Genomic DNA, 23,762 nt, shown 5'->3' on the forward strand with positions numbered 1-23,762 from the left:
TCCAAGCGCATCGTGCGCGAAGGCGGCAAGGCCCGCATCGTGTTCGCCGAAGGCGAAGACGAGCGCGTGCTGCGCGCCGTGCAGGTGGTGGTGGACGAAGGCCTGGCCCGTCCGATCCTGGTGGGCCGTCCGTCGGTGCTGCTGACGCGCATCGAGAAGCTTGGCCTGCGCCTGCGCCTGGGCGAGGACGTCGAAGTCACCAACCCCGAATACGACGAGCGCTTCCACCAGTACTGGACGACGTACTGGGAACTGATGTGCCGCCGCGGCATCACCAAGGAAATGGCGCGCGTGGAAATGCGCCGCCGCATGACGCTGATCGGCGCGATGATGGTGCGCCTGGGCGATGCCGACGGCATGGTCTGCGGTTCGGTCGGCGCGTATCACGACCATCTGCGCTTCGTGGATGAAGTGATCGGACGCCGCCCCGGCCACAACGTGTACGCGGCAATGAACATCCTGCTGCTCAATGAGCGCACGGTGGTGCTGGTCGACACGCACGTGAACGATGAGCCCTCGGCCGAACAGATCGCGGAATTCACCGTGGCGGCCGCCAACGAGATGCGCCGCATGTACCTGGCGCCCAAGGTGGCGCTGCTGTCGCGCTCGAATTTCGGGTCGGGCAGTTCGGCTTCGGGCGCGAAGATGCGCCGGGCGCTGGAACTGGTGCGCGAGATCGCGCCGGACCTGGAGATCGACGGCGAGATGCATGGCGATTGCGCGCTGGATGAAGCGCTGCGCATGCGGATCCTGCCGTCCTCGTCGCTCAAGGGCGAGGCGAACCTGCTGGTGTGCCCGAACGTGGACTCCGGCAACATCGCCTACAACCTGCTCAAGACGGCGGCGGGCAGCAACGTGGCGGTGGGTCCGTTCCTGCTGGGCGCGAATGCGCCGGTGCACATCCTGACCTCCAGCTCCACCGTGCGCCGCATCGTCAACATGACCGCGATGACGGTCGTCGATGTCAACACACCACGTTGAAGTACGGCCGGCCGGCCCGGCGTGCCCGCGCACGCCGACCGGCCTGGTCCTGACCGGAGGCGGCGCCCGCGCCGCCTACCAGGTGGGCGTGCTCAGCGCCATCATGGAACTGCTGGACCCCGACTGGCATACGCGTTTCCGCAATCCCTTCCAGATCATCTGCGGCACGTCCGCCGGGGCGATCAACGCCGCCGCGCTGGCCTGCCGGGCCGACCGCCCGCACCTGGGCGTGCGCCGCATCCGGCGCCTGTGGTCCTCGCTCAATACCGACATGATCTACCGGGCCGACGCGCCCGGCCTGATCCGCACCGGCGTCCGCTGGCTGGGCCTGCTGTCGCTGGGATGGATGTACTCGGGGCTGACGCGCAAGCGGCCCACCTCGCTGCTGGACAACAGCCCCATGCAGGCCCTGCTGGGCCGGGTGCTGGATTTCCAGCACCTGCGCGCCAACCTGGAAAGCGGGGCGCTGTCCGCGCTGGCGATCACCGCCTCGGGCTACACCAGCGGGGAGCACCTGACCTTCTACCAGGCGCACACGCCCATCGAGCCGTGGCATCGCTATCTGCGCCTGGCCATCCCCACGCCGATCGGCATCGATCACCTGATGGCCTCGTCGGCCATCCCCTTCGTCTTCCCGGCGCGGCAGGTGCAGGTGCACGGCAAGGGCGAATGGTGCGGCGACGGGTCCATGCGCCAGCTGGCGCCGATCAGCCCGGCCATCCACCTGGGGGCGCATCGCGTCCTGGTGATCGGCACGGGCTTCCGCGACGATACCCACCCCGAGAACCGCGAGGACTCGCCGCCATATCCGTCCCTGGCCCAGGTGGGCGGGCACGCGCTGGCCAGCATCTTCCTGGACGGCCTGTCCTCCGACGTCGAGCGCCTGCAGCGCATGAACGCCCTGATGGAACTGGCCGGCGACGAGGGCGGGGGCAGCCTGCGCCGCGTGGATGTCCTGACCATCACGCCCAGCCAGTCGCTGGACCTGATGGCGCTGGAGCATCTGCAGGACATGCCGGCCCAGGCCCGTGCCCTTTTTCGCGTACTCGGTGTATCGTCCGACCCAGGCCGTCCGGGAGGGGGATCGCTGATGTCCTACCTGTTGTTTGAATCCAGCTACACCAAGCGATTGATTGAACTGGGTTATGCCGATACGATGCAGCGTAACGATGAAGTGATCGCCTTTTTCAAGGAGGCTCAGGCATGACGCGCAATGGCCAATCTACTTTGCAGCGGCAGCTGCTGCGCGGCGGTGCGCTGGCCCATGAAGGGCTCGACAAGAAGGCCGTGGTGGACGCCGCTCATGAGCTCGGCCTGGCCTTGTTCGTCGCCAACTGCGATCCCGCCCGCAGCCGTTCGGCGGTGCTGCGCGCCATCGTCAAGGCAGTGGACTTCCCCGAGTATTTCGGCGGCAATCTCGACGCGCTGTACGACTGCCTGTGCGACACCGTGCTGGACCACAAGACCGGCGTGGTGCTTTGGCTCTACAAGCTGCATTCGGGCGATCCGGCGCTGGAAGAAGACGCCGCCCTCATCGAAACCGTCTGCTCCGATGCGTCCGATTTCGCGCGCGAGAACGGCCGCGTCTTCGCCTACGTCATCGAGCACGCGGGCAAGCATCCCGACCCCGAACCCGGGGTGGCGGCCGCGCCCTACGGCGAAAACCACTGATCCGTTTACCAGCCCAGCAGCGCGCTGACGGCCGACGCCAGCGCCAGCCCGGCCGTCTCGGTGCGCAGCACCCGCGGGCCGAAGCGCACCGCCTGGACGCCCGCCGCCTCGGCCTGGGCCAATTCCTTGTCCGACCATCCGCCCTCGGGGCCCACCAGCAGGGTGAGCGCCGGCAGGCCCGGTGCCGCCCGGAGGCGGGCGGCGAGGTCGTCCGCGGCTTCCGGATGGCACATCAGGCGCAGGTCCCCGGACGGCTGCGCCAGCCACTCGGCCAGCGTCAACGGCGCATCCACGGCCATCAGCCGGTTGCGGCCGCATTGCTCGCTGGCGGATTGCGCGATGCGCTGCCAGTGCGCCACGCGTTTTTCCAGCCGCGGCCCCGACAACTGCAGCACGCTGCGCTGCGCCGCGACGGGGCAGACGCGCGCCACGCCCAGTTCCACGGCCTTTTCCACCACCCAGTCCATCTTGTCGCCGGATGGCAGGCCCTGGACCAGGGTGATGCGCCCGCCCAGTTCGGCCTCTCGCGGCGCGTGCTCGCCCAGCTGGGCGAAACCAGCCTTGCCCTCCACCTCCAGCACGGCGGGAAACTCGCCGCCCCGGCCATTGAACAGCACCAGGGCTTCGCCCTCGCGCAGCCGCAGCACCCGCAGCGCGTGGTGCGCCAGTGCGTCCGGCAGGGCGACGCGGGCGCCGGAACTGAGGGGAATGTCGCAGTAGAAGCGGGGAGCGGACATGGGCGTTGCTGGGATCGCGAGGAAATGGCGGCAGGCCGGCACGGCGGGCGCGTCCTGGGGGGCACCATTATGCCGCCGGGCCGCCCCAAGGTAAAAACCGCCCCTCCAGGGGCGCGCAGGCCCACCTTACGGCCGATGGCCTGGGGCAAACCCCTGGATGCTAAAATCCCTTGCTTCGCAACCTACTTAACTGGCCCTATTTTTCTTCTAGGGATGCCAGCTTCAAAGAGCCTTCCGAATGAGCAATCCGACCGCCCCTAAACTTGCCTTGGCGGATGCCATCCGCGCCCTCGCGATGGACGCCGTGCAACAAGCGAACTCCGGGCACCCGGGTGCTCCCATGGGCATGGCGGAAATCGCCCAAGCCTTGTGGGCCGGCAACCTGCGTCACAACCCCAAGGATCCCGCCTGGGCCAACCGCGACCGCTTCGTGCTGTCCAACGGCCACGGCTCGATGCTGATCTACGCCTTGCTGCACCTGACCGGCTACGACCTGCCGATCGAAGAACTGAAGAATTTCCGCCAGCTGCATTCCAAGACGCCGGGCCACCCCGAAGTGGGCATCACCCCGGGCGTGGAAACGACCACCGGCCCGCTGGGCCAGGGCCTGGGCAATGCCGTGGGCATGGCGCTGGCCGAGGCGCTGCTGGCCGCCGAGTTCAACAAGCCCGGCCACACCCTGGTCGACCACCACACCTACGCCTTCACCGGCGACGGCTGCCTGATGGAAGGCATCTCGCACGAAGTGTGCTCGCTGGCCGGCACGCTGAAGCTGGGCAAGCTGGTCGTGCTGTATGACGACAACGGCATCTCCATCGACGGCCACGTCGAGCACTGGTTCGCCGACGACACCGCCAAGCGCTTCGAGGGTTACGGCTGGAACGTGATCCGCGGCGTGGACGGCCATGACGTCGCCGCCGTGGACGCCGCCATCAAGCAGGCCAAGTCGCAATCGGCCAAGCCCACGCTGATCGTCTGCCGCACCGTCATCGGCAAGGGTTCGCCCAACATGGCCGGCACCCACAACGTGCACGGCGCGCCGCTGGGCAAGGACGAAATCGCCGCCACGCGCGCCGCGCTGGGCTGGTCCTCGGAACCGTTCCAGATCCCGCAAGACATCTACGACGGCTGGGACGGCCGCAAGGCCGGCGCCGCGGCGCAGGCCGAATGGCAGTCGGCGTTCAACGCCTACGCCGCCGAATTCCCGTCTGAGGCCGCCGAGTTCGCCCGCCGCATGAAGGGCGAGCTGCCCGCCGGCTACGCCGAACAGTTCCAGGCGTTCCTGAACGCCACGCTGGATAAGGCCGAAACCGTCGCCACCCGCAAGGCCTCGCAGTTCGCGATCGCGGCGCTGGCCGCCGCGCTGCCCGAAATGCTGGGCGGCTCCGCCGACCTGACCGGCTCCAACTTTACCGACTGGAAGGGCGTCGCCGCCGTCCGCGCGGGCGAGCAGGGCATCCAGTTCGGCCGCCACATCAACTACGGCGTGCGCGAATTCGGCATGGCCGCCATCATGAACGGCGTGGCCCTGCACGGCGGCTACCTGCCGTTCGGCGGCACGTTCCTGACCTTCTCCGACTACTCCCGCAACGCCATCCGCATGGCCGCGCTGATGAAGCAGCGCGTGGTCCACGTGTTCACCCACGATTCGATCGGCCTGGGCGAAGACGGCCCGACCCACCAATCCATCGAGCACGCCTCCAGCCTGCGCCTGATCCCCAACCTGTCGCTGTGGCGCCCCTGCGACACGGCCGAAACCGCCGTGGCCTGGAACGCCGCCGTGACGCGCCCCGCCAGCATCGGCATGGACGTGCATGACGGCGGCCCGACGGCCCTGTTGCTGTCGCGCCAGAACCTGCCCTTCGTGCCGCGCGACGCCGCCACCGTGGCAGCGATCGCCCGCGGCGGCTACGTGCTGCGCGATGCCGAAGGCGCCCGCGCCGTCATCATCGCCACCGGCTCGGAAGTCGCCATCGCGCTGGACGCGCAGGCGCAGCTGGCCAAGGAAGGCGTCGCCGTGCGCGTGGTTTCCATGCCCAGCACCGATGTGTTCGACAAGCAGGACGCCGCCTGGAAGCAGTCCGTGCTGCCCAAGGGCCTGCCGCGCGTGGCCGTCGAAGCCGGCGTCACCGCCTTCTGGCACAAGTACGTGGGCCTGGAAGGCGCCGTGGTCGGCATCGACCGCTACGGCGAATCCGCGCCGGCCGGCGCGCTGTTCAAGTTCTTCGGGCTGACCGCCGACAAGGTGGCCGAGACCGTCAAGCAAGTTTTGTAAAAAGGAGCCTAGTCATGACCATTCGCGTCGCCATCAACGGTTACGGTCGCATCGGCCGCAACATCCTGCGTGCCCACTACGAAGGTGGCAAGAAGCACGACATCGAAATCGTCGCCATCAACGACCTGGGCGATCCCAAGACGAACGCGCACCTGACGCGCTACGACACCGCCCACGGCAAGTTCCCGGGCACCGTCGAAGTCGACGGCGACTTCATGGTCGTCAACGGCGACAAGATCCGCGTGCTGGCCAACCGCAACCCGGCCGAACTGCCCTGGGGCGACCTGAAGGTCGACGTGGTGCTGGAGTGCACGGGCTTCTTCACGACCAAGGAAAAGGCCGGCGCGCACATCAAGGGCGGCGCCAAGAAGGTCATCATCTCGGCGCCGGGCGGCAAGGACGTCGACGCCACCATCGTCTACGGCGTGAACCACAATGTGCTCAAGTCGACCGACACGGTCATCTCGAACGCGTCGTGCACCACCAACTGCCTGGCCCCGCTGGTCAAGCCGCTGAACGACAAGCTGGGCCTGGAAAACGGCCTGATGACCACCGTTCACGCCTACACCAACGACCAGGTCCTGACCGACGTCTACCACGAAGACCTGCGCCGCGCCCGTTCGGCCACCATGAGCATGATCCCCACGAAGACCGGCGCCGCCGCCGCCGTGGGTCTGGTGCTGCCGGAACTGAACGGCAAGCTGGACGGCTACGCCATCCGCGTCCCGACCATCAACGTGTCGCTGGTCGACCTGTCGTTCGTGGCCAGCCGCGACACGACCGCAGAAGAAGTCAACGGCATCCTGAAGGCCGCCTCGGAAGGTGAGCTCAAGGGCATCCTGGACTACAACACCGAACCCCTGGTCTCGGTGGACTACAACCACAACCCGGCCTCCAGCACCGTCGACGCGTCGCTGACCAAGGTCTCGGGCCGCCTGGTCAAGGTCTCGTCCTGGTACGACAACGAGTGGGGCTTCTCGAACCGCATGCTCGACACCACCGTCGCGCTGATGTCCGCCAAGTAAGCAACACTGTCAGGCCAAAGGGGACGGATTTGTTTTCCGCTGTCGCGGAAAATGGGTTCGTCCCCTTTGTTCGCCAATCGTAGGAATCCATACTCATGCCCAAGGTCAATACCCTGTCCGCGCTGGCCAAGTCCGGCGCCCTGTCCGGCAAGCGCGTGTTCATCCGCGCCGATCTGAACGTGCCGTTCGACGACGCCGGCCGCATCAGCGAAGACACCCGCATCCGCGCCTCGGTGCCCGGAATCCGCCTGGCGCTGGACGCCGGCGCGGCCGTCATGGTCACGTCCCATCTGGGCCGTCCCAAGGAAGGCGTGCTGACCGAAGCCGATTCGCTCGCCAAGGTCGGCCAGCGCCTGTCCGAACTGCTGGGCATGCCCGTGCAGCTGGTGCGCGACTGGGTCGACGGCGTCCAGGTCGAGCACGGCCAGGTCGTGCTGCTGGAGAACTGCCGGGTGAACGTCGGCGAAAAGAAGGACGACGAAGCGCTCGCCAAGAAGATGGCCGCGCTCTGCGACGTCTACGTCAACGACGCCTTCGGCACCGCCCACCGCGCCGAAGCCACCACCCACGGCATCGCGCGCTTCGCGCCCGTGGCCTGCGCCGGCCCGCTGCTGGCGGCCGAGCTGGAAGCCCTGGGCCGCGCCCTGCATGAACCCAAGCGTCCGCTGGTCGCCATCGTGGGCGGCTCCAAGGTCTCGACCAAGCTGTCGATCCTGCAGTCGCTGGCCGACAAGGTCGACCAGTTGGTGGTCGGCGGCGGCATCGCCAACACCTTCATGCTGGCCGCCGGCCTGCCCATCGGCAAATCGCTGGCCGAGCCCGACCAGGTAGACCAGGCGCGCGCCGTGATCGAGATCATGAAGCAGCGCGGCGCGGCCGTGCCGATCCCGGTCGACGTGGTCTGCGCCAAGTCCTTCGGGGCGGACGCCGAAGCCACCGTCAAGGCCTCGACCGACGTGGCCGACGACGACATGATCCTGGATATCGGTCCCCAGACCGCCGCGCAACTGGCCGAGATCCTGAAGCAGGCCGGCACCATCGTCTGGAACGGCCCGGTGGGCGTGTTCGAGTTCGACCAGTTCGCCAACGGCACCGAAGTCGTGGCCCGCGCGATCGCGGACTCGGAAGGCTTCTCGATCGCCGGCGGCGGCGACACCCTGGCGGCCATCGCCAAGTACGGTATCGGCGAGCAGGTCGGCTACATCTCGACCGGCGGCGGCGCGTTCCTGGAGTTCCTGGAAGGCAAGACGCTGCCGGCCGTGGCCGTGCTGGAAGCTCGGGCAGGGTAGAAGAGAGGGAAGAGGCCCCCACGCGGCGCGCGCTTCGCGCGCTTGCTGCCCCCCAAGGGGGCTGTCCCGCCTTGGGGCGGCCCGGCGGCGGGACGGCCCCCACGCGGCACGCGCTTTGCGCGCTTGCTGCCTCCCGAGGGGCTGGCCCGCCTTGGGGCCGCCCTTTCTTTATTCCATCTTTGCGCCGGACAGTTTGACGATGTCGGCGTAGCGGTTGATCTCGGACTGGATGAAGGTGTTGAACGCTTCCGGCGTCTGGCCTGCGGGCACGATCGCGCCCATGCCTTCCATCCGCTGCTTCATGGCCGGGTCGGCCACCACCGCGTTCACTTCCTGGTTCAGGCGGCGCACCACGTCTTCCGGGGTGCCGGCGGGCGCCACGATGCCGTACCAGGCGGAGGCGTACATGCCGGGCACGCCGGCCTCGGCGAAGGTAGGCACGTCGGGCAGGGCCGGCAGCCGCTGGCGGGAGGCGACCGCCAGGGCGCGCAGGGCGCCGGCCTGCACCTGGGACAGGGAGCCGGTGTCCAGCATCATGTCCACCTGGCCCGCCATCAGGTCGGAGACGGCGGGGCCGCTGCCCTTGTACGGAATGTGCAGCACGTCGGCGCCGGTCAGGTGCTTGAACATCGAGCCGGCCAGGTGCTGCGACGAGCCCACGCCGCCCGAGCCGTAGTTCAGCTTGCCGGGTTCGGCCTTCGCCGCGGCGAGCAGGTCCGCGAGCGAGCGGAAGTTCGACTGCTTGGGCACTTCCAGGATGTTGGGGATCTCGGCCACGAAGGCCACCGGCGTGAAGTCCTTGGCCGGATCGAAGCCCAGGCGCGAGTACAGGTGCGGGTTGGCGGCGTTGGTGGAGCTGGTCGCCATGAGCAGGGTGTAGCCGTCGGCCTTCTCGCGCACGAAGGCGGCGGTGCCGATATTGCCGCCCGCGCCGGCCTTGTTGTCCACGATGACGGTCTGCCCCAGGCGTTCGGTCAGGCGCTGCGCCAGCATGCGGCCCAGCGCGTCGGTGGCGCCTCCCGGAGGCCAGGGCACGACCAGCTTGATGGGGCGGTCGGGATAGGCTTGCGCGGAAGCGGCGGGAGCGATGGCGGCGGCCAGCGCGGCGAGCGCGAGCGCGCCGCCGGCGCGACGCAGGAATGCGAGGGACATGGTGTCTCCAGGAGTGCCGGCCCGAGGTTGCGCCGCGGGAGCGGGCGGCGGGCCATTTTGGTCTAGGGACGCGGCCGCGGGCCGCTTTTTCTTATGGGACGACTCTACGCAATCGCATCGTTTCCGAAAAGGGATAAATATTGAAGAAAGTTCATTCCTTGAGGGAATATAAATCCGCCGGGCTTGATCTGGAGCAGCTGCAAAGCCCGGGCTTGGTGTAGGCTTGGCGCAGACCCCGCGTGCCGCGGAATTCCTTCGTCCGATTCGCCCCGCTGCATCATGAACCTACGCCTGTTTCCTGGCCTGAATAACCTCCGTGGCACTACCCGGGAATCGGCGCGGCGCGACGTCATGGCCGGCCTGAGCGTGGCGGCCGTGGCGCTGCCGGTGGGCCTGGCCTACGCCGCCATGATGGGCGTGCCGCCGGTCGCGGGCCTGTGGGCGGCGATTGCCGGGATGCTGGGCTATGCCGTGTTCGGTTCCTCGCGCACGCTGATCGTGGGCCCCGATACCGCCACCTGCACCCTGATCGCGGCCACGCTGACCGGCATGGCGCTCAGCACGCCCGAAGACCGCCTGGTGGCCGCGACGGGCATCGCCCTGACCGTGGGCATAGGCTGCCTGATCGCGCGCGTCCTGCGCCTGGGCGTGCTGGCCAACCTGCTGTCGCGCCCGGTCCTGATCGGCTACATGGCGGGAGTGGCCATCACGCTGGCCATCTCGCAGCTCAGCGGGCTGACGGGCGTGGGGCTGCGCAACAGCGGCCTGGTGCATCCCTTCCTGGAACTATCTCGGCGGCTGCCCGAAATCCGCATCCCCACGCTCATCCTGGGCGTGACGTCCTGCCTGCTGCTGGTGGCGCTCAAGCGCTGGCGGCCTAATTGGCCCGGGCCCATCCTGCTGGTGGTCGGGTCCTGCCTGTTGTCGTGGATCTTCAACTTTCCCGCCCTGGGCATCGCCGTCGTGGGCGAGGTCCCCGCCGGGCTGCCGGCGCTCAGCCTGCCGGTGCGGCTGGAGGGCCTGGACGGCATCCTGATGGGCGCGGCCGGCGTGCTCGTCGTGAGTTTTTCCAGCGGCATCGTGACGGCGCGTAGTTTCGCGGCGCGCACGGGCGAGCACGTCGACCCCAACCGCGAGCTGGTGGGTTTCGGCGCGGCCAACGTGGCCGCCGGCCTGTTCCAGGGCTTTGTGGTCACCGGCGCCGATTCGCGCACGGCGGTGGGGCTGGTCGCCGGCGGTTCGTCGCCGCTGGTCAGCGTCAGCGCGGCCGCCGCGCTGGCGATCGTGGTCGGCCTGCTGAGCGGGCCGCTGTACTGGCTGCCGCAGGCGGTGCTGTCGGCGATCCTGCTGTTGGCCGCGGCCAGCCTGTTCGACGGCCATGCCTTCCTGCGCCTGGCCCGCATCTCGCGCATCGAACTGGCTTTCGGCATCCTGGCGGCCGTGGGCGTCATCGGCTTCGGCGTGCTGCAGGGCGTGGCGGTGTCGGTGGGCGCCACGTTGCTGTATGCCATGTACGTCTCGGGCAATCCCCGCGATGCCCTGCTGGGCCGGCTGCCTGGCGAATCGGTGCTGGGCAAGCTGCACCTGAACCCCGGGGCCCAGCCGGTGCCGGGCACGGTGATCTGGCTGTTCGAGTCGTCCGTCTGGTTCTTCAACGCCGACGCGTTCCGCCGGCGCGCGCGCGAAGTGATGGATCAGGCGGCCGGCGCGCAGTGGTTCGTGCTGGACGCCGAAGCCATGACGCAGGCCGACGCCGACGCGGTCGAGGCGCTGTACGAGCTCAAGCGCGAACTGGATGCCCGGGGCATGACCCTGCTGGTCGCGGGCGGCCACGGCATGTTCCGCACGGCGCTGGAGCGTTCCGGCCTGGTGAAGAAGATCGGCCGCGACAAGATCTTCGGCAGCCCCGAGCAGGCCGTCGACGCCATCGATCGATGGCGCCAGGCCGCGCCTCCTACGCTGGGCTAGGGGCGCGCGCCGGGGCTAGTCGATGATGTGATAGCCGCCGTCGATATACAGTGTCTGGCCCGTCATGAGGCGCGCGGCGTCGGTGGCCAGCCAGGCGGTGGCCTCGCCCACGTCGTCGATGGATACCAGGCTGCGCGCCGGCGCCTTGGACTGCGCGCGGTCGAGCAGGGCGTCGAATTCGGCGATGCCCGACGCGGCGCGCGTCTTCAGCGGGCCGGGCGAGATCGCATGGACGCGGATCCCCTGCGGGCCCAGCTCCGCGGCCAGGTAGCGGGTGGCCGATTCCAGCGCGGCCTTCACCGGCCCCATCATGTTGTAGTGCTCGACCACCATCTGCGAACCGTAGTAGCTCATGCAGAAGAGCGCGCCGCCTTGCGGCATCAGCGGCTCGGCCAGCTTGGCCATGCGGATGAAGGACCAGCACGACACGTCCATCGCCTGCAGGAAGCCCGCGCGCGAGCAGTCCGTCACGCGGCCGTGCAGGTCCGCGCGCGGCGCGAACGCGATGGAGTGCAGCACGAAGTCCAGCTGCCCCCAGTCGGTTTCGATGCGGTCGAACACGCTTTCGAGCTCGCCGTCATTCAGCAGGTTCATGGGCAGCAGCAGCGAAGCGTCGACCTGCCGGGCCAGCGGCTCGACGTGAGGCAACGCCTTTTCGTTCAGATAGGTGACGGCCAGCTCCGCGCCCAGCGCGCGGAACGCCTTGGCACAGCCCCAGGCGATGGAATCGGTATTCGCGATGCCGGTGACCAGGCCGCGCTTGCCCGCCAGCGGCAGGTGGGCGCTCATCGTTGCCGCACCAGCGCCAGCGTGTGCTGGGCGATGATCAGCTCTTCATTGGTGCGCACGACGTAGACGCCGATGCGGCTGTCGTCGCTGGAGATGCGGGGGCCATGGCGGCGGTTGCGCTCCGGATCGAGCTTGATGCCCAGCCAGCCCCAATGCTCGCTGATCGCCTGCCGGATCTCGGCGGAATTCTCGCCCACGCCGGCGGTGAAGACGATGGCGTCCACGCCGTTCATGGCGCAGGCCAGCCCGATCATGCCTTCGGCCACGCGCCAGGCGAAATACTGCAGCGCCAGCTTGGCCGAGGGCTCGTCGCTGGCCAGCAGTTCGCGCATGTCGTTGCTGATGCCCGACAGGCCTTTCATGCCGCAGTCGTGATACAGCATGTGTTCGATCTGGTCATGCGTCATGCCGCGTTCCATCATCCACAGCACGATGCCCGGGTCCAGTCGGCCGGGGCGGGTGCCCATGGGCAGGCCTTCCAGCGCCGTGAATCCCATGGTGCTGTCCACGCTCTTGCCGTGATGCATGGCGCAGGCGGAAACGCCCGAGCCCAGGTGCGCGGCGATGATCTTGCCCATGGCGATGTCGGGCAGGGCCTGGCGCAGGCGCTGCGCGATGTACTCGTAGGACAGTCCATGGAAGCCGTAGCGGCGGACGCCTTCGCGGTACAGGCGTTCCGGCAGCGCGTAGCGGTCGGCCACGTCGGAATGGCTGCGGTGGAAGGCGGTGTCGAAGCACGCCACCTGCGGGATCCAGGGCCGGCGCTCGCGGATCACGCGGATCGGGGCCAGGTTGTTGGGCTGGTGCAGCGGCGCCAGCGGCGTGAAGGTATCCAGCCTTGCCAGGATCTCGTCGTCGACCAGCACGGGTTCCGAGAGATCGGGGCCGCCATGCACCACCCGGTGCCCGACCGCCAGCGGCGCGCCGCCCAGGTGGCCGCTCAGCCAGGTGCCCACCACTTCCTGCGCATTGGGCACGTCGGGCGCGTGGCTGGGCGAGATCTCGCGCTCCACCAGGGTCTCGCCCGCCGCGTCCCGGACCCGCAGCCTGGGGTGCGAGGTGCCGATGCCTTCGAGCTGGCCGCCCAGGCGGGGAGCCAGCTCCTGCGCGTCGTCGATGTCGTACAGATAGAACTTGATGCTCGAACTGCCGGCGTTGATGACGAGGATGGTATCGGTCATGGCGCTGTTATTCCACGTTGAGACAGGACGCGTGAGCGGGAAGGGGAGACGTGCCTCAGGCCAGGGGGCTGGCCTGCTGCTGGTTCAGGTGATGCGCGTAGATCGCCGCGACGGCGCACGAGGCCAGGCGCGAGCGCGGGCTGTCGGCGCGGCTGGTCAGGATGATGGGCACGCGCGCGCCCAGCACGATGCCGGCCGCTTCCGCGTTGGCCAGGAAAGTCAGGTTCTTGGCCAGCATGTTGCCTGCTTCCAGGTCCGGCACGACCAGCACCTGCGCGATGCCGGCGACCGGCGAGCGGATGCCCTTGATGCGGGCGGCGTCGGGGCTGATGGCGTTGTCCAGCGCCAGCGGGCCGTCCAGCAGGCCGCCGCTGATCTGGCCTCGGTCGGCCATCTTGCATAGCGCCGCGGCCTCGATGGTGCCGGGAATGCTGGGCGTGACCTGTTCCACCGCCGACAGGATCGCCACGCGCGGCTCGCCCAGGCCCAGGCCGTGGTGCAGGTCGATCACGTTGCGGATGATGTCGGCCTTGGTTTCCAGGTCCGGGAAGATATTGATGGCGGCATCGGTGATGAACAGCGGCTGCGAGTAGGTGGGCACCTCCATGATGAACACGTGGCTGATGCGCCGGCCGCTGCGCAGCCCGGTGTCGCGGGCCACCACTTCATGCATGAGTTCGTCGGTGTGCAGGCTGCCCTTCATCAGCAGGGTGGCCTCGCCGTTGCGCACCAGGGCCACCGCGCGCTCGGCGGCCGCGTGGCTGTGCGGCGCGTCGACGATGCGGGCATTGCCCAGGTCCAGGCCGTGCTGGGCGGCCGTCGCCCGGATCTTGAGTTCCGGGCCCACCAGGATCGGCTGCAGCAGGCCCAGGTCGCGCGCCTGCAGGGCGGCCGACAGCGAGGGTTCGTCGCAGGGATGGGCGATGGCGCAATGGGCGGGCGCCAGCGTCTGCGCGCGGGCGATGAGCTTGTCGTAGTGCGAGGACGCGGGCAGGGTCATCAGGAGGCCGCCTTGGTGGATTTGCGCGCGGGACGCGCGGGAGTCTTGGCCGCGCCGCGCGTGGCGCGGGCCGGCGAAGCCGCCGGGGTTGCCGGTTTGGCCTTCACGGGCTTGGCGGCGGCGGGCGGGCCGCTCTTCGCGGCGGCCGCGCGCGCGGGCTGGCGGACCGGCGCCTTGGTCGCGGTTTTGGCCGGAGCTTGGGCCGGGGCCTTGACCGTAGCCTGGGGCGACGCCTTGGCCGTAGCCTGGGCGGGCGCTTTGGCGGGCGCCTTGACCGGCGCGGGCGCCTGCGCCTGTTCGCGCTTCTGCGCGCGGCGCTCGGCGGATTCGAAGATCCGCTCCATTTCGTCCAGGCTCGCGCGCGCCGCGTCGCTCAGCGGCTCGGCGGCTTCCAGCACGCGTTTCATGGTGTCCAGCGTTTCGCGGATCGCGGCGGCCGACTCGTTTTCGAGCAGGCGCGGCATGGCCTGGATGGCGGCCGCCGAATCCATCGTCATCATCAGGGCCTGGTCGCGGATGGTGTCCTTGAACTCCTGCAGGGCGAGCGCGGTGTCCGCTTCGGCGCGCATCTTGCGGATCAGCGCGAAGCTGCGCTCGTCCAGGCCGCCTTCGGCGCCCGACACGAACAGCAGCATCCGGATCGCGGCAACGCGCAGGCCGCCTTCCTGCATCAGCGACCGAAGTTCCAGCGCGCGCTCTTCCATGAAGCGGCGGTGTTCGGGCGACACGCCAGGGTGCTTGCGAGGCGGGCCGGAGCGCGCGCCCAGGCCGGCCATGTCCTGCACCAGGGGCGAGCCGTACACGCCCATGAAGGTGCGCTCGTCGGCCGAGTCGCGCAATTCCTGCCAGATGTTCAGGCTGGTCTCGACCAGGTTCGAGAACATCTCCTGCGCCATCAGGAAGGGGTTGGAGGACGGAGCCGGCTTGCGCTGCTCGCGCACCTGTTGCGCCACCTGGGCGATCGGCGCGATCAGCGGGTTGCGGTCCGAGATGAGTTCATAGGGCAGGCGCAGCGGGTGCAGGCGTTGCGCCCACTCGGCGGACTGCGGGGTGACCATGGCGCGCACCCAGGGTTGCAGGAAACTGCGGTACATGCCCAGGTTGATGTCGGAGATCCGGGCGACGGCGGCGAAGCGGCGGTCGTCCTCTTCCTTGCGGTCCACGATGGCGCGCACGTCGTCCAGGCTGCGCTGCTCGAACGACAGCACGTAGTTGCCGAAGGCCAGGTCGGCGTTGGGCGTGTCCGGCGTCTTGTCGGCGATCTCGGCCTGGTAGATGCCCGGGGGCAGCACGTCGATCATGTCGATGTTGGACGTGAACTCCTGGTGCTCCTTGCGGGCCACGCTGCCGGACACGAAGATGCCCAGGTGGCCGATGCTCTCGTGCACGGCGTAGACGATGGTCTGGCCGTGGGCCAGCACCTCGGCTTCGTTCTGGTACAGATCGGGAATCCAGCCCAGCGCCTGCGGCGGGGGCGTGATGTTGTCGCCCTTGGAGCAGAACACCACGATGGGCGAGCGGATGTTGCGCAGGTCGATGCGGATGCCGTCGGAGGTTACCAGCCCGGCCGTTGCCAGGCGGTTGCCCACGAACAGGTTGTCGACGATGTACTGGATCTCGGGCCCGTTCAGGAAGACGTGGCCGCCCCACCATTTCTCGAAGCTCAGGTAGCGCGCCGATTCGGTGTCCACCTTGGAGTACAGGTTGTACTGCTTGGACCACAGCGTGTTGGCCGGATTCAGGTTCTCGAAGTTCTGCACCAGCCAGGCGCCGTCGAACTTGCCGTTGCCGAAGTCGCTGGTCATGGCGGTGAGCCAGCTGCCGCCCAGCAGGCCGCCGGCGTAGCGCATGGGATTCATGCCGCGCCAGCCGGCCCAGTACGACAGCGGGGCGCCCGCGACGATGATGGGGCCGAACAGTTCGGGGCGCACCGCGGCGGTCATCATGATCTGCCAGCCGGCCTGACAGTTGGCGACCACCACCGGCTTGCCCTCGGCGTTGGGATGCAGCGCGATGATCTCTTCCAGGAACCGCGCCTCGGCCATCATCACGTCTTCGACGGTCTGGGTGGGCATGGGCTGCGGCAGGAACGTCGCGAAGTAGCAGGGATGGCCTGCCCGCAGGGCCACGCCGATCTCGCTTTCGGGCTTGAACCCGCCGATGCCCGGGCCGTGCCCGGCGCGCGGGTCCACGACCAGGAAGGGGCGCTTGATCGGGTCCGTCTCGACGCCGGCGGGCGGCGTGATGCGCAGCAGGCCGTAGTTGACGGGGCGGGGAAGGCAGCGGCCGTCCAGCACCAGTTCGAATTCCATGCTCAGCACGTTCGGGGCGCGCTTGGCCATGTGCTCATGGTATTGGTTGCCGCGCTGGCGCATGACATCGGCGTAAAGCACGCCGCGCTGCCAGGCGTCCACTGCGTATTCATAGGCGGCCGTCCAGGGGTTGAAGGACGGCGCGGGGACGCGATCGTTGCCGGATCCGGCCATGGCGATCTCCTTGTAGTAGCTTCCGGCGGCGGTAGCCGCCAGGCCGATTCCAAGTGGAACCGGCCAGGTTGACCTCACCATTACACCGCAACTGATGTTGCGCTGCAACATCCGAGCGGCTGATCGCCGTCAAACCGCGGCGATTTAACTGTCCCTTTTTGCTTCCCGCGCCGATCAGGCCGGATCGTGGCAGACGGCTTCGATGCGGTTGCCGGCCGGGTCCAGCAGGAAGGCGGCGTAGTAATGCGAGTGGTAGTGTTCGCGCAGGCCGGGCGCGCCCTCGTCGCGACCGCCGTGGGCCAGGCCGGCGGCGTGGAACGCGTCGACGGCGGCGCGGCTGGGCGCCTTGAAGCACCAGTGGCGCCGCGCGCCGGCGGCGGCATCGACGCCGGCTCCCGTGGCGAAGACCGACAGATAGCTGTGCCGGCTGTTGCCGGGGCCGCAGCGCTCGCCGTAGCCGAGCGCGTCGGGGCGGTCATAGACCTTGTCCGCGCCCAGCGCCTGCATGACGGCGTCGTAGAAGGGCCGGGCGGCGTCCAGCCCGGGAACGGTGATGGAAACGTGGTCCAGCAGCTGCATCGGGGCCTCCGCGGGCGGGAACCGGGATCAGGGCCGCGCCGCGGCGTTGTGTTCCAGCCATTTCTGGACCGAGGGCCGCTGCCACTGGCCGTCGGCATAGGCGCGCAGGGGATCGGGCAGGTCGTCCTGGAACAGACGCCTGAGCATGACCGCCAGGTCGGTGTCGGCGATGCACCAGTCCTCGAACAGACAGGGGCGGCCGGCGCTCAACAGGCTGCCGGCCACGTGGATCAGCTTGGCCGCGGCGGCGTGGGCCGCGTCGGACAGCGGCTGGCCGGCGGCGCCGTAGAACACGGTTTCGGTGGGGCGTTCCTGGCGCAGCGCGGCCAGGTCGCTGCGCAGCCAGGCCTGCAGCTGGCGGGCCCGGGCGCGCGAGCGGATGTCGCGCGGGTACAGGGCGGCGTGCGCCGGGGCGGGAAAGGCCTCGTCCAGGTACTCGGCGATGGCGCTGGATTCGGTCAGGTGGAAGCCCTCGTGCGTCAGGGCGGGCACCCGGGACGTGAGCGCGCGGGCCTGGTAGGGCTGCATGCGCTGCTCGCCTGCCTCCAGGTCGATCGGACGCACCTCGAACGGCAGCTGCTTTTCGGTCAGCGCCACGTAGGCCGACATGGCGTAGGGGCTGAGGAAGAGAGAGTCGACGAATAGCGTAAGCGGGGCGCCCAAGAGAAGTCTCCGGTTGTATCGAAAAAGCGTAACGCAACTGCCGCCCGCGTGGCGCGCGGGCGCTTCAATCCACGATGAAGAGCTTGGCGCCGGTGACGGTGGACGAGCGGTGCGGCTCGGCCTGGTCCGCGACCTGGTAGCTCATGCCGGGCGTGAGCACGAACTGGCGGCCGTCTTCGAGTTCGGTATGGAGTTCGCCTTCCAGGCAGAAGAGGATGTGGCCCTTGCTGCACCAGTGGTCGGCCAGGTAGCCCGGGGTGTACTCCACCATGCGCACCCGCAGATCGCCGAACTGCCGGGTCCGCCAATAGGCCATGCCGGTCTCGCCGGCGTGTTCGGTGCGTTCCACTTCGGACCAGTCGGTGGTGCCGAAGGGGATGTTGCTCATCTTCATGGTCTGTCCTGCGTTTCGGGCCGGGCGACCTCGCCCGGCAAAACACAAATACTACGCTACTCAGGCGGCCAGTTTCTTCTGCCAGAACATGGCGCGGCCCGTGGCGTCGTCCAGGGCATAGCCCTCGAAGCCGAGCTTGCGGTACAGCCCCTGGGCCACCGCGTTGCCTTCCAGCACTTCCAGCGTGATCTTGCAGCAGCCCAGGCCGCGCGCCCGGTCTTCGAGCGCCGACAGCAGCGCCTTGCCCACGCCCAGGCCCTGGAACGCGGGCGACACGGCCAGGTCGTGCAGATTGACGAGGGGGCGGCAGGCGAAGGTGGAGAAGCCTTCGAGGTAGACCGCCACGCCGGCGGCGCGGCCGTCGACCCGGGCCAGCAGGGCGCGCGCGGCGGGGCGGCGGGCCAGTTCGGCGATCAGGTTCTGCCGCGTGTACTCGGGCAGCGGGGAGTTGCCGCCCATGGGGCCGCTGGCGTATTCGTTCAGCATGGCCAGCACCTGGCTGCCGTGTTCGGGGTTGTTGAAGTCGACGTCGATGATTTCAAGCACGATCGTTCCTGCGCAATGGCCCCGGCGCGCCAATCGCGCCGCGGCAACCGGACATTATGCGCGATGCGAGCAGCTTGGCAAGGCGCATTGAAAAATCGGTCCGCAGCCCCTATCTTCTTGATATTCAAGGCCGGACGCCGGCGCGATCCGGGGCGGCCGCAACCCTCGCAAAGGGCGGAACATGGAGTTCAAGGACTACTACGGCATTCTAGGAGTGGAACGGGGCGCTTCCGAAGACGAGATCCGGCGCGCCTACCGCAAGCTCGCCCGCAAATATCACCCCGACGTCAGCAAGGAAAAGGACGCCGAGGCGCGGATGCGCGACGTCAACGAAGCCTATGACGTGCTGCGCGACCAGGAAAAGCGCCTGGCCTACGACAACCTGGCCGCGGGCGTGTCGCCCGAAGGCGGCTTCCAGCCGCCGCCGGGCTGGGATGAAGGGTTCGAATTCCATCGGGGCGCGGCCCCCGGCGAGGAAGCGCAGTTCAGCGAATTCTTCTCGTCGCTGTTCGGCGGCCGCGGCCGCCGCGGCGCCGCGCAGCACCAGCAGGAATTCCGCGCGCGCGGCGAAGACCACCACGCCGCGATCGAAGTGGACCTGGAGGACGCGCTCAAGGGCGCGACGCGCGACATCAGCCTGCGCTCGATGAAGATCGACGACGAAGGCCATCCGCAGATGCAGACGCGCACGCTCAGCGTGCGGATTCCCGCCGGGGTGCGGGAAGGGCAGTACATCCGGCTGGCGGGGCAGGGCATGCCCGGCTACGGCGGCGGCGAGAACGGCGACCTCTATCTCGAAATCCGGTTCAAGCCCCATCCGCAATACCGCGCCGACGGCCGCGACCTCTACCTGACGCTGCCCGTGGCGCCCTGGGAGGCCGCGCTGGGCGCCAGCGTGAAGACGCCCACGCCGGGCGGCACCGTCGAGGTCACGATCCCGCCGGGGTCGGGCAACGGCCGCAAGCTGCGCTTGCGCGGACGCGGAATCCCCGGCGATCCGCCGGGCGACCTGTACCTGGTGCTGGACTTGGTGCTGCCGCCGGCCGATAGCGAGGCGGCCAAGGCGGCCTACCGCAAGCTGCAGCAGGACCTGCCTTTCAACCCGCGGCGCCACATGGGGGTCTGACCATGAAGAAGCTAGTCATCACCAGCGCCACCGTGGTGGGCAAAACGCAGCCCCTCAGCGCCGACGATCTGGCCCGCGCCTGCGGCCAGGAAGTGGAATGGATCGCCCGGCTGGTCGAGGTCGGCATCGTCAGCGCCAGCGGCCGCCGGCCCGCGGAATGGCGGTTCTACAGCATCGACCTGCAGCGCGCGCTGGACGCGCAGCGCCTGGAGCGGGATTTCGGCGCCAGCCTGGACGCCGTCGCGCTGATCCTGGACCTGAGCCAGGAGGTGCGGCGCCTGAAGGCGCAATTGCGCGTGCTGGGCGCCGACGAGACCTAGCGGGGCCGCCGGGGCGGCAGGCGGATAGGTAAACTACCTGCTTGCCGCAACCCCGAACAAGCGAATCCCCCTTGGAGACTTCATCCGCCCCGGCGTCCGTTCCCGCGGGCGCCCGTATCGACGGCCTGAAATCCTGCCTGCCCGTCATGATCGGCTACTTCCCGGTAGCCGTGACCTTCGGCATCGCCGGCATGGCGGCGGGCCTGACGCCCCTGCAAGTCATCCTGATTTCGGTGCTGGTCTACGCCGGCGCCAGCCAGTTCCTGCTGCTCGCCTCCATCAAGGCCGGCACGCCCTGGCTGTGGGTGGTGGCGCTGTGCTCGCTGCTCAACGCCCGCCACCTGCTGTACGGCCCGCTGCTGTCGCGGTTCCTGCCGGCCGCGCTGCGCGGCCGTCTGAAAATCGCCTTCCTGCTCACCGACGAGGTCTTCGCCACGGCATTCAACCGCCTGCAGGCGGTGGATCCGGCGCGCCGGCAGGGCTGGATGACCGCCCTGGGCCTGGGCGCGTGGCTGACCTGGATCGCGGGCACGGCCGTCGGCGTCTACGCCGGCGACGGGCTGGAGCGCCATTACCCCATGCTCTCGCAGGTCATGCGTTTCGCGCTGCCGGCGCTCTTCATGGCCCTGGTCTGCCAGAGCGCCAAGCGCGGCATGGGGCTGCCCATCGTGGCGGCGGTGGCGGGGGCCGGCGCCGTGGCCGCCCTGGGGCATACCAGCGCGGCCATCCTGGCCGGCGCCGTCATCGGCTGCGTCGCGTACCGCCTGAGGAGGCCCGCATGAATACCGACGGATTGGGATTCTGGGGGGCGGTGGTCGCCATGGCCGTGATCACCTACCTGACCCGCGCCCTGCCTTTCATGCTGTCCGAGCGCAGCCGCCTGCTGCGCCACCTGTCGCGCGAAGGATCGGCGCTGGCCGCATTGGGGCCGTCCCTGCTGGCGGGCATCGCCGCCGCCGTGATCGTGCCCGACCTGATCGAGGCCGGCGACCAGGCCGCCCGCATCGGACCCTACGCGGGCGGGCTGGTCATGACGGCGGTGGCGGCTCGGCTGGTCAGCAACACCGGCGTTGCCGTGCTGCTGGGCATGGCCGGCTACGGCGTGCTGCTGGCGCTTGCGGCCTAGGGTGGACAGGCCCTAGTCGATGCGCGCGTGCAGATCGGCCTGCCACTGGGCGGGGCGGCCGAGGTAGCGCGAAGGCTCCAGCAGGGTGCAGGCGCCGCCGCGTTCCAGCGCCAGGGTGGGAAAGCCGGTGCCGCCCAGCCGGGCCAGCAGTTGCCGGCTGGCGGCGATGTGGGCGGCGGTCTCGGCGCCCCGGGCCGCCGAATACGCGCTCTCGAAGGCCGCCGGGTCCAGCCCGATATCGGCCGCCAGCGCCGCCAGCACGGCCGGGTCGGCGATGCGCAGGCCCTGCACGTAATGGGCGCGCTGGATGCACGCGAGCAGATCCGGCCCGCGGCCGCCCAGCGACTGCGCCGCCAGGATTGCCGTGATGGGCGGTTCCGAATCGAATACCGCGCCGGTGTCGCGCAGCAAACCGTTGAAGTAGTCTTCGCCGAAGGGCTGGCCGGTCAGGCCGGCGATGCGCTCGTCGTGCGGCATTACATAGCGGCGCAGGGCGTCGGTCACGGGCTGGCGGTTGCCGTTGGCCATCATGCCGCCGCCATGCAGCGCGATATCCAGGCCGGGGATGGCGCGGGCGGCCTCGATCAGCGGCGCGGCGCCATAGCACCAGCCGCAAAGCGGGTCGTAGAGGTAATGCAGGGTGGGGTTGGGAGTGCTCATGGCGCCATGGTAGACGCCGGCCGCCTCCCGGGTAAGCCCGGCGCGGTAACCAGATTGTTGCATCGGCCCCGCGAATCCTTCGCGGGGCCCGCAGCCCTCAGCCGGCGATCTGCACGCCGATCCAGAACAGGCCCGCCGCCAGCAGCATCGAGGCCGGCAGGGTCAGGATCCAGGCCATCAGGATATTGCGCACCGTGCTGCCGTGCAGGCCGGTCTTGTTGGCGATCATCGTGCCGGCCACGCCGGAGGACAGCACGTGGGTGGTGGACACCGGCAGGCTGAACACGTTGGCCAGCCCGATGGCGCCCATGGCGGTCACTTGCGCGGACATGCCCTGCGCGTAGGTCATGCCCTGTTTGCCGATCTTCTCGCCCACCGTCAGCACCACGCGGCGCCAGCCGACCATGGTGCCCGCGCCCAGCGCCAGCGCAACCGCCACGATCACCCAGAAGGGCGCGTATTCGGTGGTGGCGGTCAGGTCGGCGCGCAGACGCTGCAGGTCCGCGCGTTCGCGGGCCGGCAGGCCTTCGATGCGCGCCACCTTCTTGGCCGTGTCGTCCAGGCAGAGCAGGTAGCGGCGCACGGTGATGCGCTTGTCGGCGGACAGGTCGGCGTAGTTGGACACGCCGTGCAGGTCGGCCTGCAGCGCGGTGATGGTCGGGATGGTGAGTTCGGGATCGCAGCGGAAATTGCGCGGCAGCTCGGTGGTCCCGTTGTGGCGCTTGAGCGCCAGATAGTCGCCCAGCATCGCCTCGTTGCGCTGGTAGAACACGTTCAGGTGATTGGCCGCGTCGCGGGTGCGTTCGATCTGGTAGGTGGTGCTGGTGGTGTCCAGCACGAAATTGGCCGGCACGATGCCGATCAGCACGAGCATGATCAGGCCGATGCCTTTCTGGCCGTCGTTCGAGCCATGGACGAAGCTCACGCCCATGGCCGACAGCACCAGGACCAGGCGGTTCCAGAACGGCGGATGCTTCTTGTTGTCGAGGGCGCGGCGCTGCTCGGGCGTCTTGTGCATTTTCGACAGCGGCAGCCAGCGCTTGAGCACCAGGAGCAAGCCGCCCGCCACCAGGAAGCCGGCCACCGGCGACACCACCAGCGACAGGCCGATGTCGATGGCCTTGCCCCAGTTCACGCCGTCCGCCAGGGGCAGGTCGGTGATGAGCGCATTGGCCAGGCCCACGCCCAGGATGGAGCCGATCAGGGTGTGCGAGCTGGAGGCGGGGATGCCGAAGTACCAGGTGCCCAGGTTCCAGGCGATGGCGGCCGCCAGCATGGCGAACACCATGGCCAGCCCGCGGCCCGTATCCACATTGATCAGCAGTTCCACCGGCAGCAGGTGGACGATGGCATAGGCCACGCCCACGCCGCCGAGCAGCACGCCCAGGAAATTGAAGATGCCCGATAGCACGACCGCCAGGTGCGGCGGCATGGCTTTGGTGTAAATGACCGTTGCCACGGCATTGGCCGTGTCGTGGAATCCGTTGATGAATTCAAAGGCCAGGACGAATGTCAGGGCCAAGACAAGACTGAGGCCTACCCAGAGGTCTAGGCCGTGGAAGAGGTCGAACATGGAGGCGGGGGAGATTCCGGCGAGACGCTGATTATTGCAGATTTGTGACCTGTCACTGGTTGCGTCCGGCTACCAAAGGGGCCCCCCCTCTAGAACTTCGAATACTGGAATTCGATCTCCATCGGCTTGCCCAGGTTGGCCGAGGTGTCGGCCTGGATCATGACGACCGCCAGCATGCCCAGGTAGAGCAGGCACAGCCACAGGGTTCTTTTCATGCAACG

The 23,762-nt window shown here is 68.8% G+C and carries 24 protein-coding genes; 11 read left to right on the forward strand and 13 right to left on the reverse strand.

Annotated elements, in window-relative coordinates:
* The 3 genes from ADE01S_RS18375 to ADE01S_RS18385 all read left to right on the forward strand — a co-directional run.
* A partial coding sequence (locus tag ADE01S_RS18375) for a phosphate acyltransferase (protein ID WP_255220869.1) occupies positions 1 to 981 on the forward strand: 981 nt, incomplete at its 5' end.
* Entirely contained in the window at positions 962 to 2,188 is a 1,227-nt protein-coding gene (locus ADE01S_RS18380; RefSeq protein WP_062683170.1) for a patatin-like phospholipase family protein, read from the forward strand. The genes ADE01S_RS18375 and ADE01S_RS18380, both read left to right, overlap by 20 nt.
* Positions 2,185 to 2,652 carry a barstar family protein gene (locus ADE01S_RS18385; RefSeq protein WP_062683171.1) on the forward strand — a complete coding sequence of 156 codons (468 nt, stop codon included), beginning with the start codon at positions 2,185 to 2,187 and terminating at the stop codon, positions 2,650 to 2,652. The genes ADE01S_RS18380 and ADE01S_RS18385 overlap by 4 nt, the downstream gene beginning before the upstream one ends.
* Before the next feature lie 5 nt (positions 2,653 to 2,657).
* On the opposite strand, the gene ADE01S_RS18390 is transcribed toward ADE01S_RS18385, so the two are convergent.
* On the reverse strand, positions 2,658 to 3,389 hold the full coding sequence (locus ADE01S_RS18390) for a 16S rRNA (uracil(1498)-N(3))-methyltransferase (RefSeq protein ID WP_062683172.1): 732 nt from the start codon (positions 3,387 to 3,389) through the stop codon (positions 2,658 to 2,660).
* Between the two features lie 238 nt (positions 3,390 to 3,627).
* On the opposite strand from ADE01S_RS18390, the gene tkt reads away from it, so the two are divergent.
* From tkt to ADE01S_RS18405, 3 genes are all read left to right on the forward strand, one after another.
* Positions 3,628 to 5,664, forward strand: coding sequence for a transketolase (gene tkt, locus ADE01S_RS18395; RefSeq protein ID WP_062683173.1), 2,037 nt, complete (start codon positions 3,628 to 3,630; stop codon positions 5,662 to 5,664).
* 14 nt (positions 5,665 to 5,678) lie between these two features.
* Positions 5,679 to 6,689, forward strand: a complete 1,011-nt coding sequence (gene gap, locus ADE01S_RS18400) for a type I glyceraldehyde-3-phosphate dehydrogenase (RefSeq protein WP_062683174.1) — start codon at positions 5,679 to 5,681, stop codon at positions 6,687 to 6,689.
* A gap of 95 nt (positions 6,690 to 6,784) precedes the next feature.
* A complete protein-coding gene (locus tag ADE01S_RS18405; RefSeq protein ID WP_062683175.1) occupies positions 6,785 to 7,978 on the forward strand; it encodes a phosphoglycerate kinase in 1,194 nt (397 codons plus the stop codon).
* A gap of 168 nt (positions 7,979 to 8,146) precedes the next feature.
* Here the strand turns inward: ADE01S_RS18405 and ADE01S_RS18410 are convergent, their stop codons facing one another.
* The gene (locus ADE01S_RS18410; RefSeq protein ID WP_062683176.1) at positions 8,147 to 9,130 is read right to left on the reverse strand and encodes a Bug family tripartite tricarboxylate transporter substrate binding protein; all 984 of its coding nucleotides are present in this window, start codon (positions 9,128 to 9,130) and stop codon (positions 8,147 to 8,149) included.
* 279 nt (positions 9,131 to 9,409) lie between these two features.
* Here ADE01S_RS18410 and ADE01S_RS18415 point away from each other — a divergent pair, with 279 nt between their 5' ends.
* Positions 9,410 to 11,098, forward strand: a complete 1,689-nt coding sequence (locus ADE01S_RS18415; protein WP_172600282.1) for a SulP family inorganic anion transporter — start codon at positions 9,410 to 9,412, stop codon at positions 11,096 to 11,098.
* A gap of 15 nt (positions 11,099 to 11,113) precedes the next feature.
* Here the strand turns inward: ADE01S_RS18415 and fabI are convergent, their stop codons facing one another.
* From fabI to ADE01S_RS18455, 8 genes are all read right to left on the reverse strand, one after another.
* Positions 11,114 to 11,887 (reverse strand): enoyl-ACP reductase FabI, encoded by a 774-nt coding sequence (fabI, locus tag ADE01S_RS18420; protein ID WP_062683178.1) that lies wholly within the window; start codon positions 11,885 to 11,887, stop codon positions 11,114 to 11,116.
* Positions 11,884 to 13,068: an acetate/propionate family kinase gene (locus ADE01S_RS18425; RefSeq protein ID WP_062683179.1), complete on the reverse strand. Its 1,185-nt coding sequence runs from the start codon at positions 13,066 to 13,068 to the stop codon at positions 11,884 to 11,886. The genes fabI and ADE01S_RS18425 overlap by 4 nt, the downstream gene beginning before the upstream one ends.
* Positions 13,069 to 13,123: 55 nt before the next feature.
* A complete protein-coding gene (locus ADE01S_RS18430) occupies positions 13,124 to 14,068 on the reverse strand; it encodes a phosphate acetyltransferase (RefSeq protein WP_062683180.1) in 945 nt (314 codons plus the stop codon).
* Positions 14,068 to 16,554: a DUF3141 domain-containing protein gene (locus tag ADE01S_RS18435; RefSeq protein WP_062683181.1), complete on the reverse strand. Its 2,487-nt coding sequence runs from the start codon at positions 16,552 to 16,554 to the stop codon at positions 14,068 to 14,070. Before ADE01S_RS18435 ends, ADE01S_RS18430 begins: the two co-directional genes overlap by 1 nt.
* A gap of 174 nt (positions 16,555 to 16,728) precedes the next feature.
* Positions 16,729 to 17,133, reverse strand: coding sequence for a VOC family protein (locus ADE01S_RS18440; protein WP_062683182.1), 405 nt, complete (start codon positions 17,131 to 17,133; stop codon positions 16,729 to 16,731).
* A 27-nt stretch (positions 17,134 to 17,160) separates the two neighbouring features.
* A complete protein-coding gene (gene yfcF / locus ADE01S_RS18445) occupies positions 17,161 to 17,796 on the reverse strand; it encodes a glutathione transferase (protein WP_062683183.1) in 636 nt (211 codons plus the stop codon).
* Positions 17,797 to 17,860: 64 nt separating this feature from the next.
* Positions 17,861 to 18,190: a DHCW motif cupin fold protein gene (locus ADE01S_RS18450; RefSeq protein ID WP_062683184.1), complete on the reverse strand. Its 330-nt coding sequence runs from the start codon at positions 18,188 to 18,190 to the stop codon at positions 17,861 to 17,863.
* Positions 18,191 to 18,250: 60 nt separating this feature from the next.
* Positions 18,251 to 18,736 carry a GNAT family N-acetyltransferase gene (locus ADE01S_RS18455; RefSeq protein ID WP_062683185.1) on the reverse strand — a complete coding sequence of 162 codons (486 nt, stop codon included), beginning with the start codon at positions 18,734 to 18,736 and terminating at the stop codon, positions 18,251 to 18,253.
* Between the two features lie 181 nt (positions 18,737 to 18,917).
* On the opposite strand from ADE01S_RS18455, the gene ADE01S_RS18460 reads away from it, so the two are divergent.
* The 4 genes from ADE01S_RS18460 to ADE01S_RS18475 all read left to right on the forward strand — a co-directional run bounded on the left by ADE01S_RS18460 (position 18,918) and on the right by ADE01S_RS18475 (position 21,308).
* Entirely contained in the window at positions 18,918 to 19,862 is a 945-nt protein-coding gene (locus ADE01S_RS18460; RefSeq protein WP_062683186.1) for a DnaJ C-terminal domain-containing protein, read from the forward strand.
* A gap of 2 nt (positions 19,863 to 19,864) precedes the next feature.
* Positions 19,865 to 20,182 (forward strand): chaperone modulator CbpM, encoded by a 318-nt coding sequence (locus ADE01S_RS18465; protein WP_062683187.1) that lies wholly within the window; start codon positions 19,865 to 19,867, stop codon positions 20,180 to 20,182.
* Positions 20,183 to 20,253: 71 nt separating this feature from the next.
* A complete protein-coding gene (locus ADE01S_RS18470; protein ID WP_062683188.1) occupies positions 20,254 to 20,964 on the forward strand; it encodes an AzlC family ABC transporter permease in 711 nt (236 codons plus the stop codon).
* The gene (locus ADE01S_RS18475) at positions 20,961 to 21,308 is read left to right on the forward strand and encodes an AzlD domain-containing protein (RefSeq protein WP_062683189.1); all 348 of its coding nucleotides are present in this window, start codon (positions 20,961 to 20,963) and stop codon (positions 21,306 to 21,308) included. Before ADE01S_RS18470 ends, ADE01S_RS18475 begins: the two co-directional genes overlap by 4 nt.
* Positions 21,309 to 21,320: 12 nt before the next feature.
* On the opposite strand, the gene ADE01S_RS18480 is transcribed toward ADE01S_RS18475, so the two are convergent.
* The 3 genes from ADE01S_RS18480 to ADE01S_RS32155 form a co-directional block, all read right to left on the reverse strand.
* Positions 21,321 to 21,968, reverse strand: coding sequence for a DsbA family protein (locus ADE01S_RS18480; protein ID WP_062683273.1), 648 nt, complete (start codon positions 21,966 to 21,968; stop codon positions 21,321 to 21,323).
* A 97-nt stretch (positions 21,969 to 22,065) separates the two neighbouring features.
* A complete protein-coding gene (locus tag ADE01S_RS18485) occupies positions 22,066 to 23,541 on the reverse strand; it encodes an inorganic phosphate transporter (RefSeq protein ID WP_062683190.1) in 1,476 nt (491 codons plus the stop codon).
* Positions 23,542 to 23,630: 89 nt separating this feature from the next.
* The gene (locus ADE01S_RS32155; protein ID WP_254916382.1) at positions 23,631 to 23,756 is read right to left on the reverse strand and encodes a hypothetical protein; all 126 of its coding nucleotides are present in this window, start codon (positions 23,754 to 23,756) and stop codon (positions 23,631 to 23,633) included.
* Positions 23,757 to 23,762: the final 6 nt, after the last annotated feature.

Source organism: Achromobacter denitrificans NBRC 15125 (assembly GCF_001571365.1).
GTDB lineage: Bacteria > Pseudomonadota > Gammaproteobacteria > Burkholderiales > Burkholderiaceae_B > Achromobacter > Achromobacter denitrificans.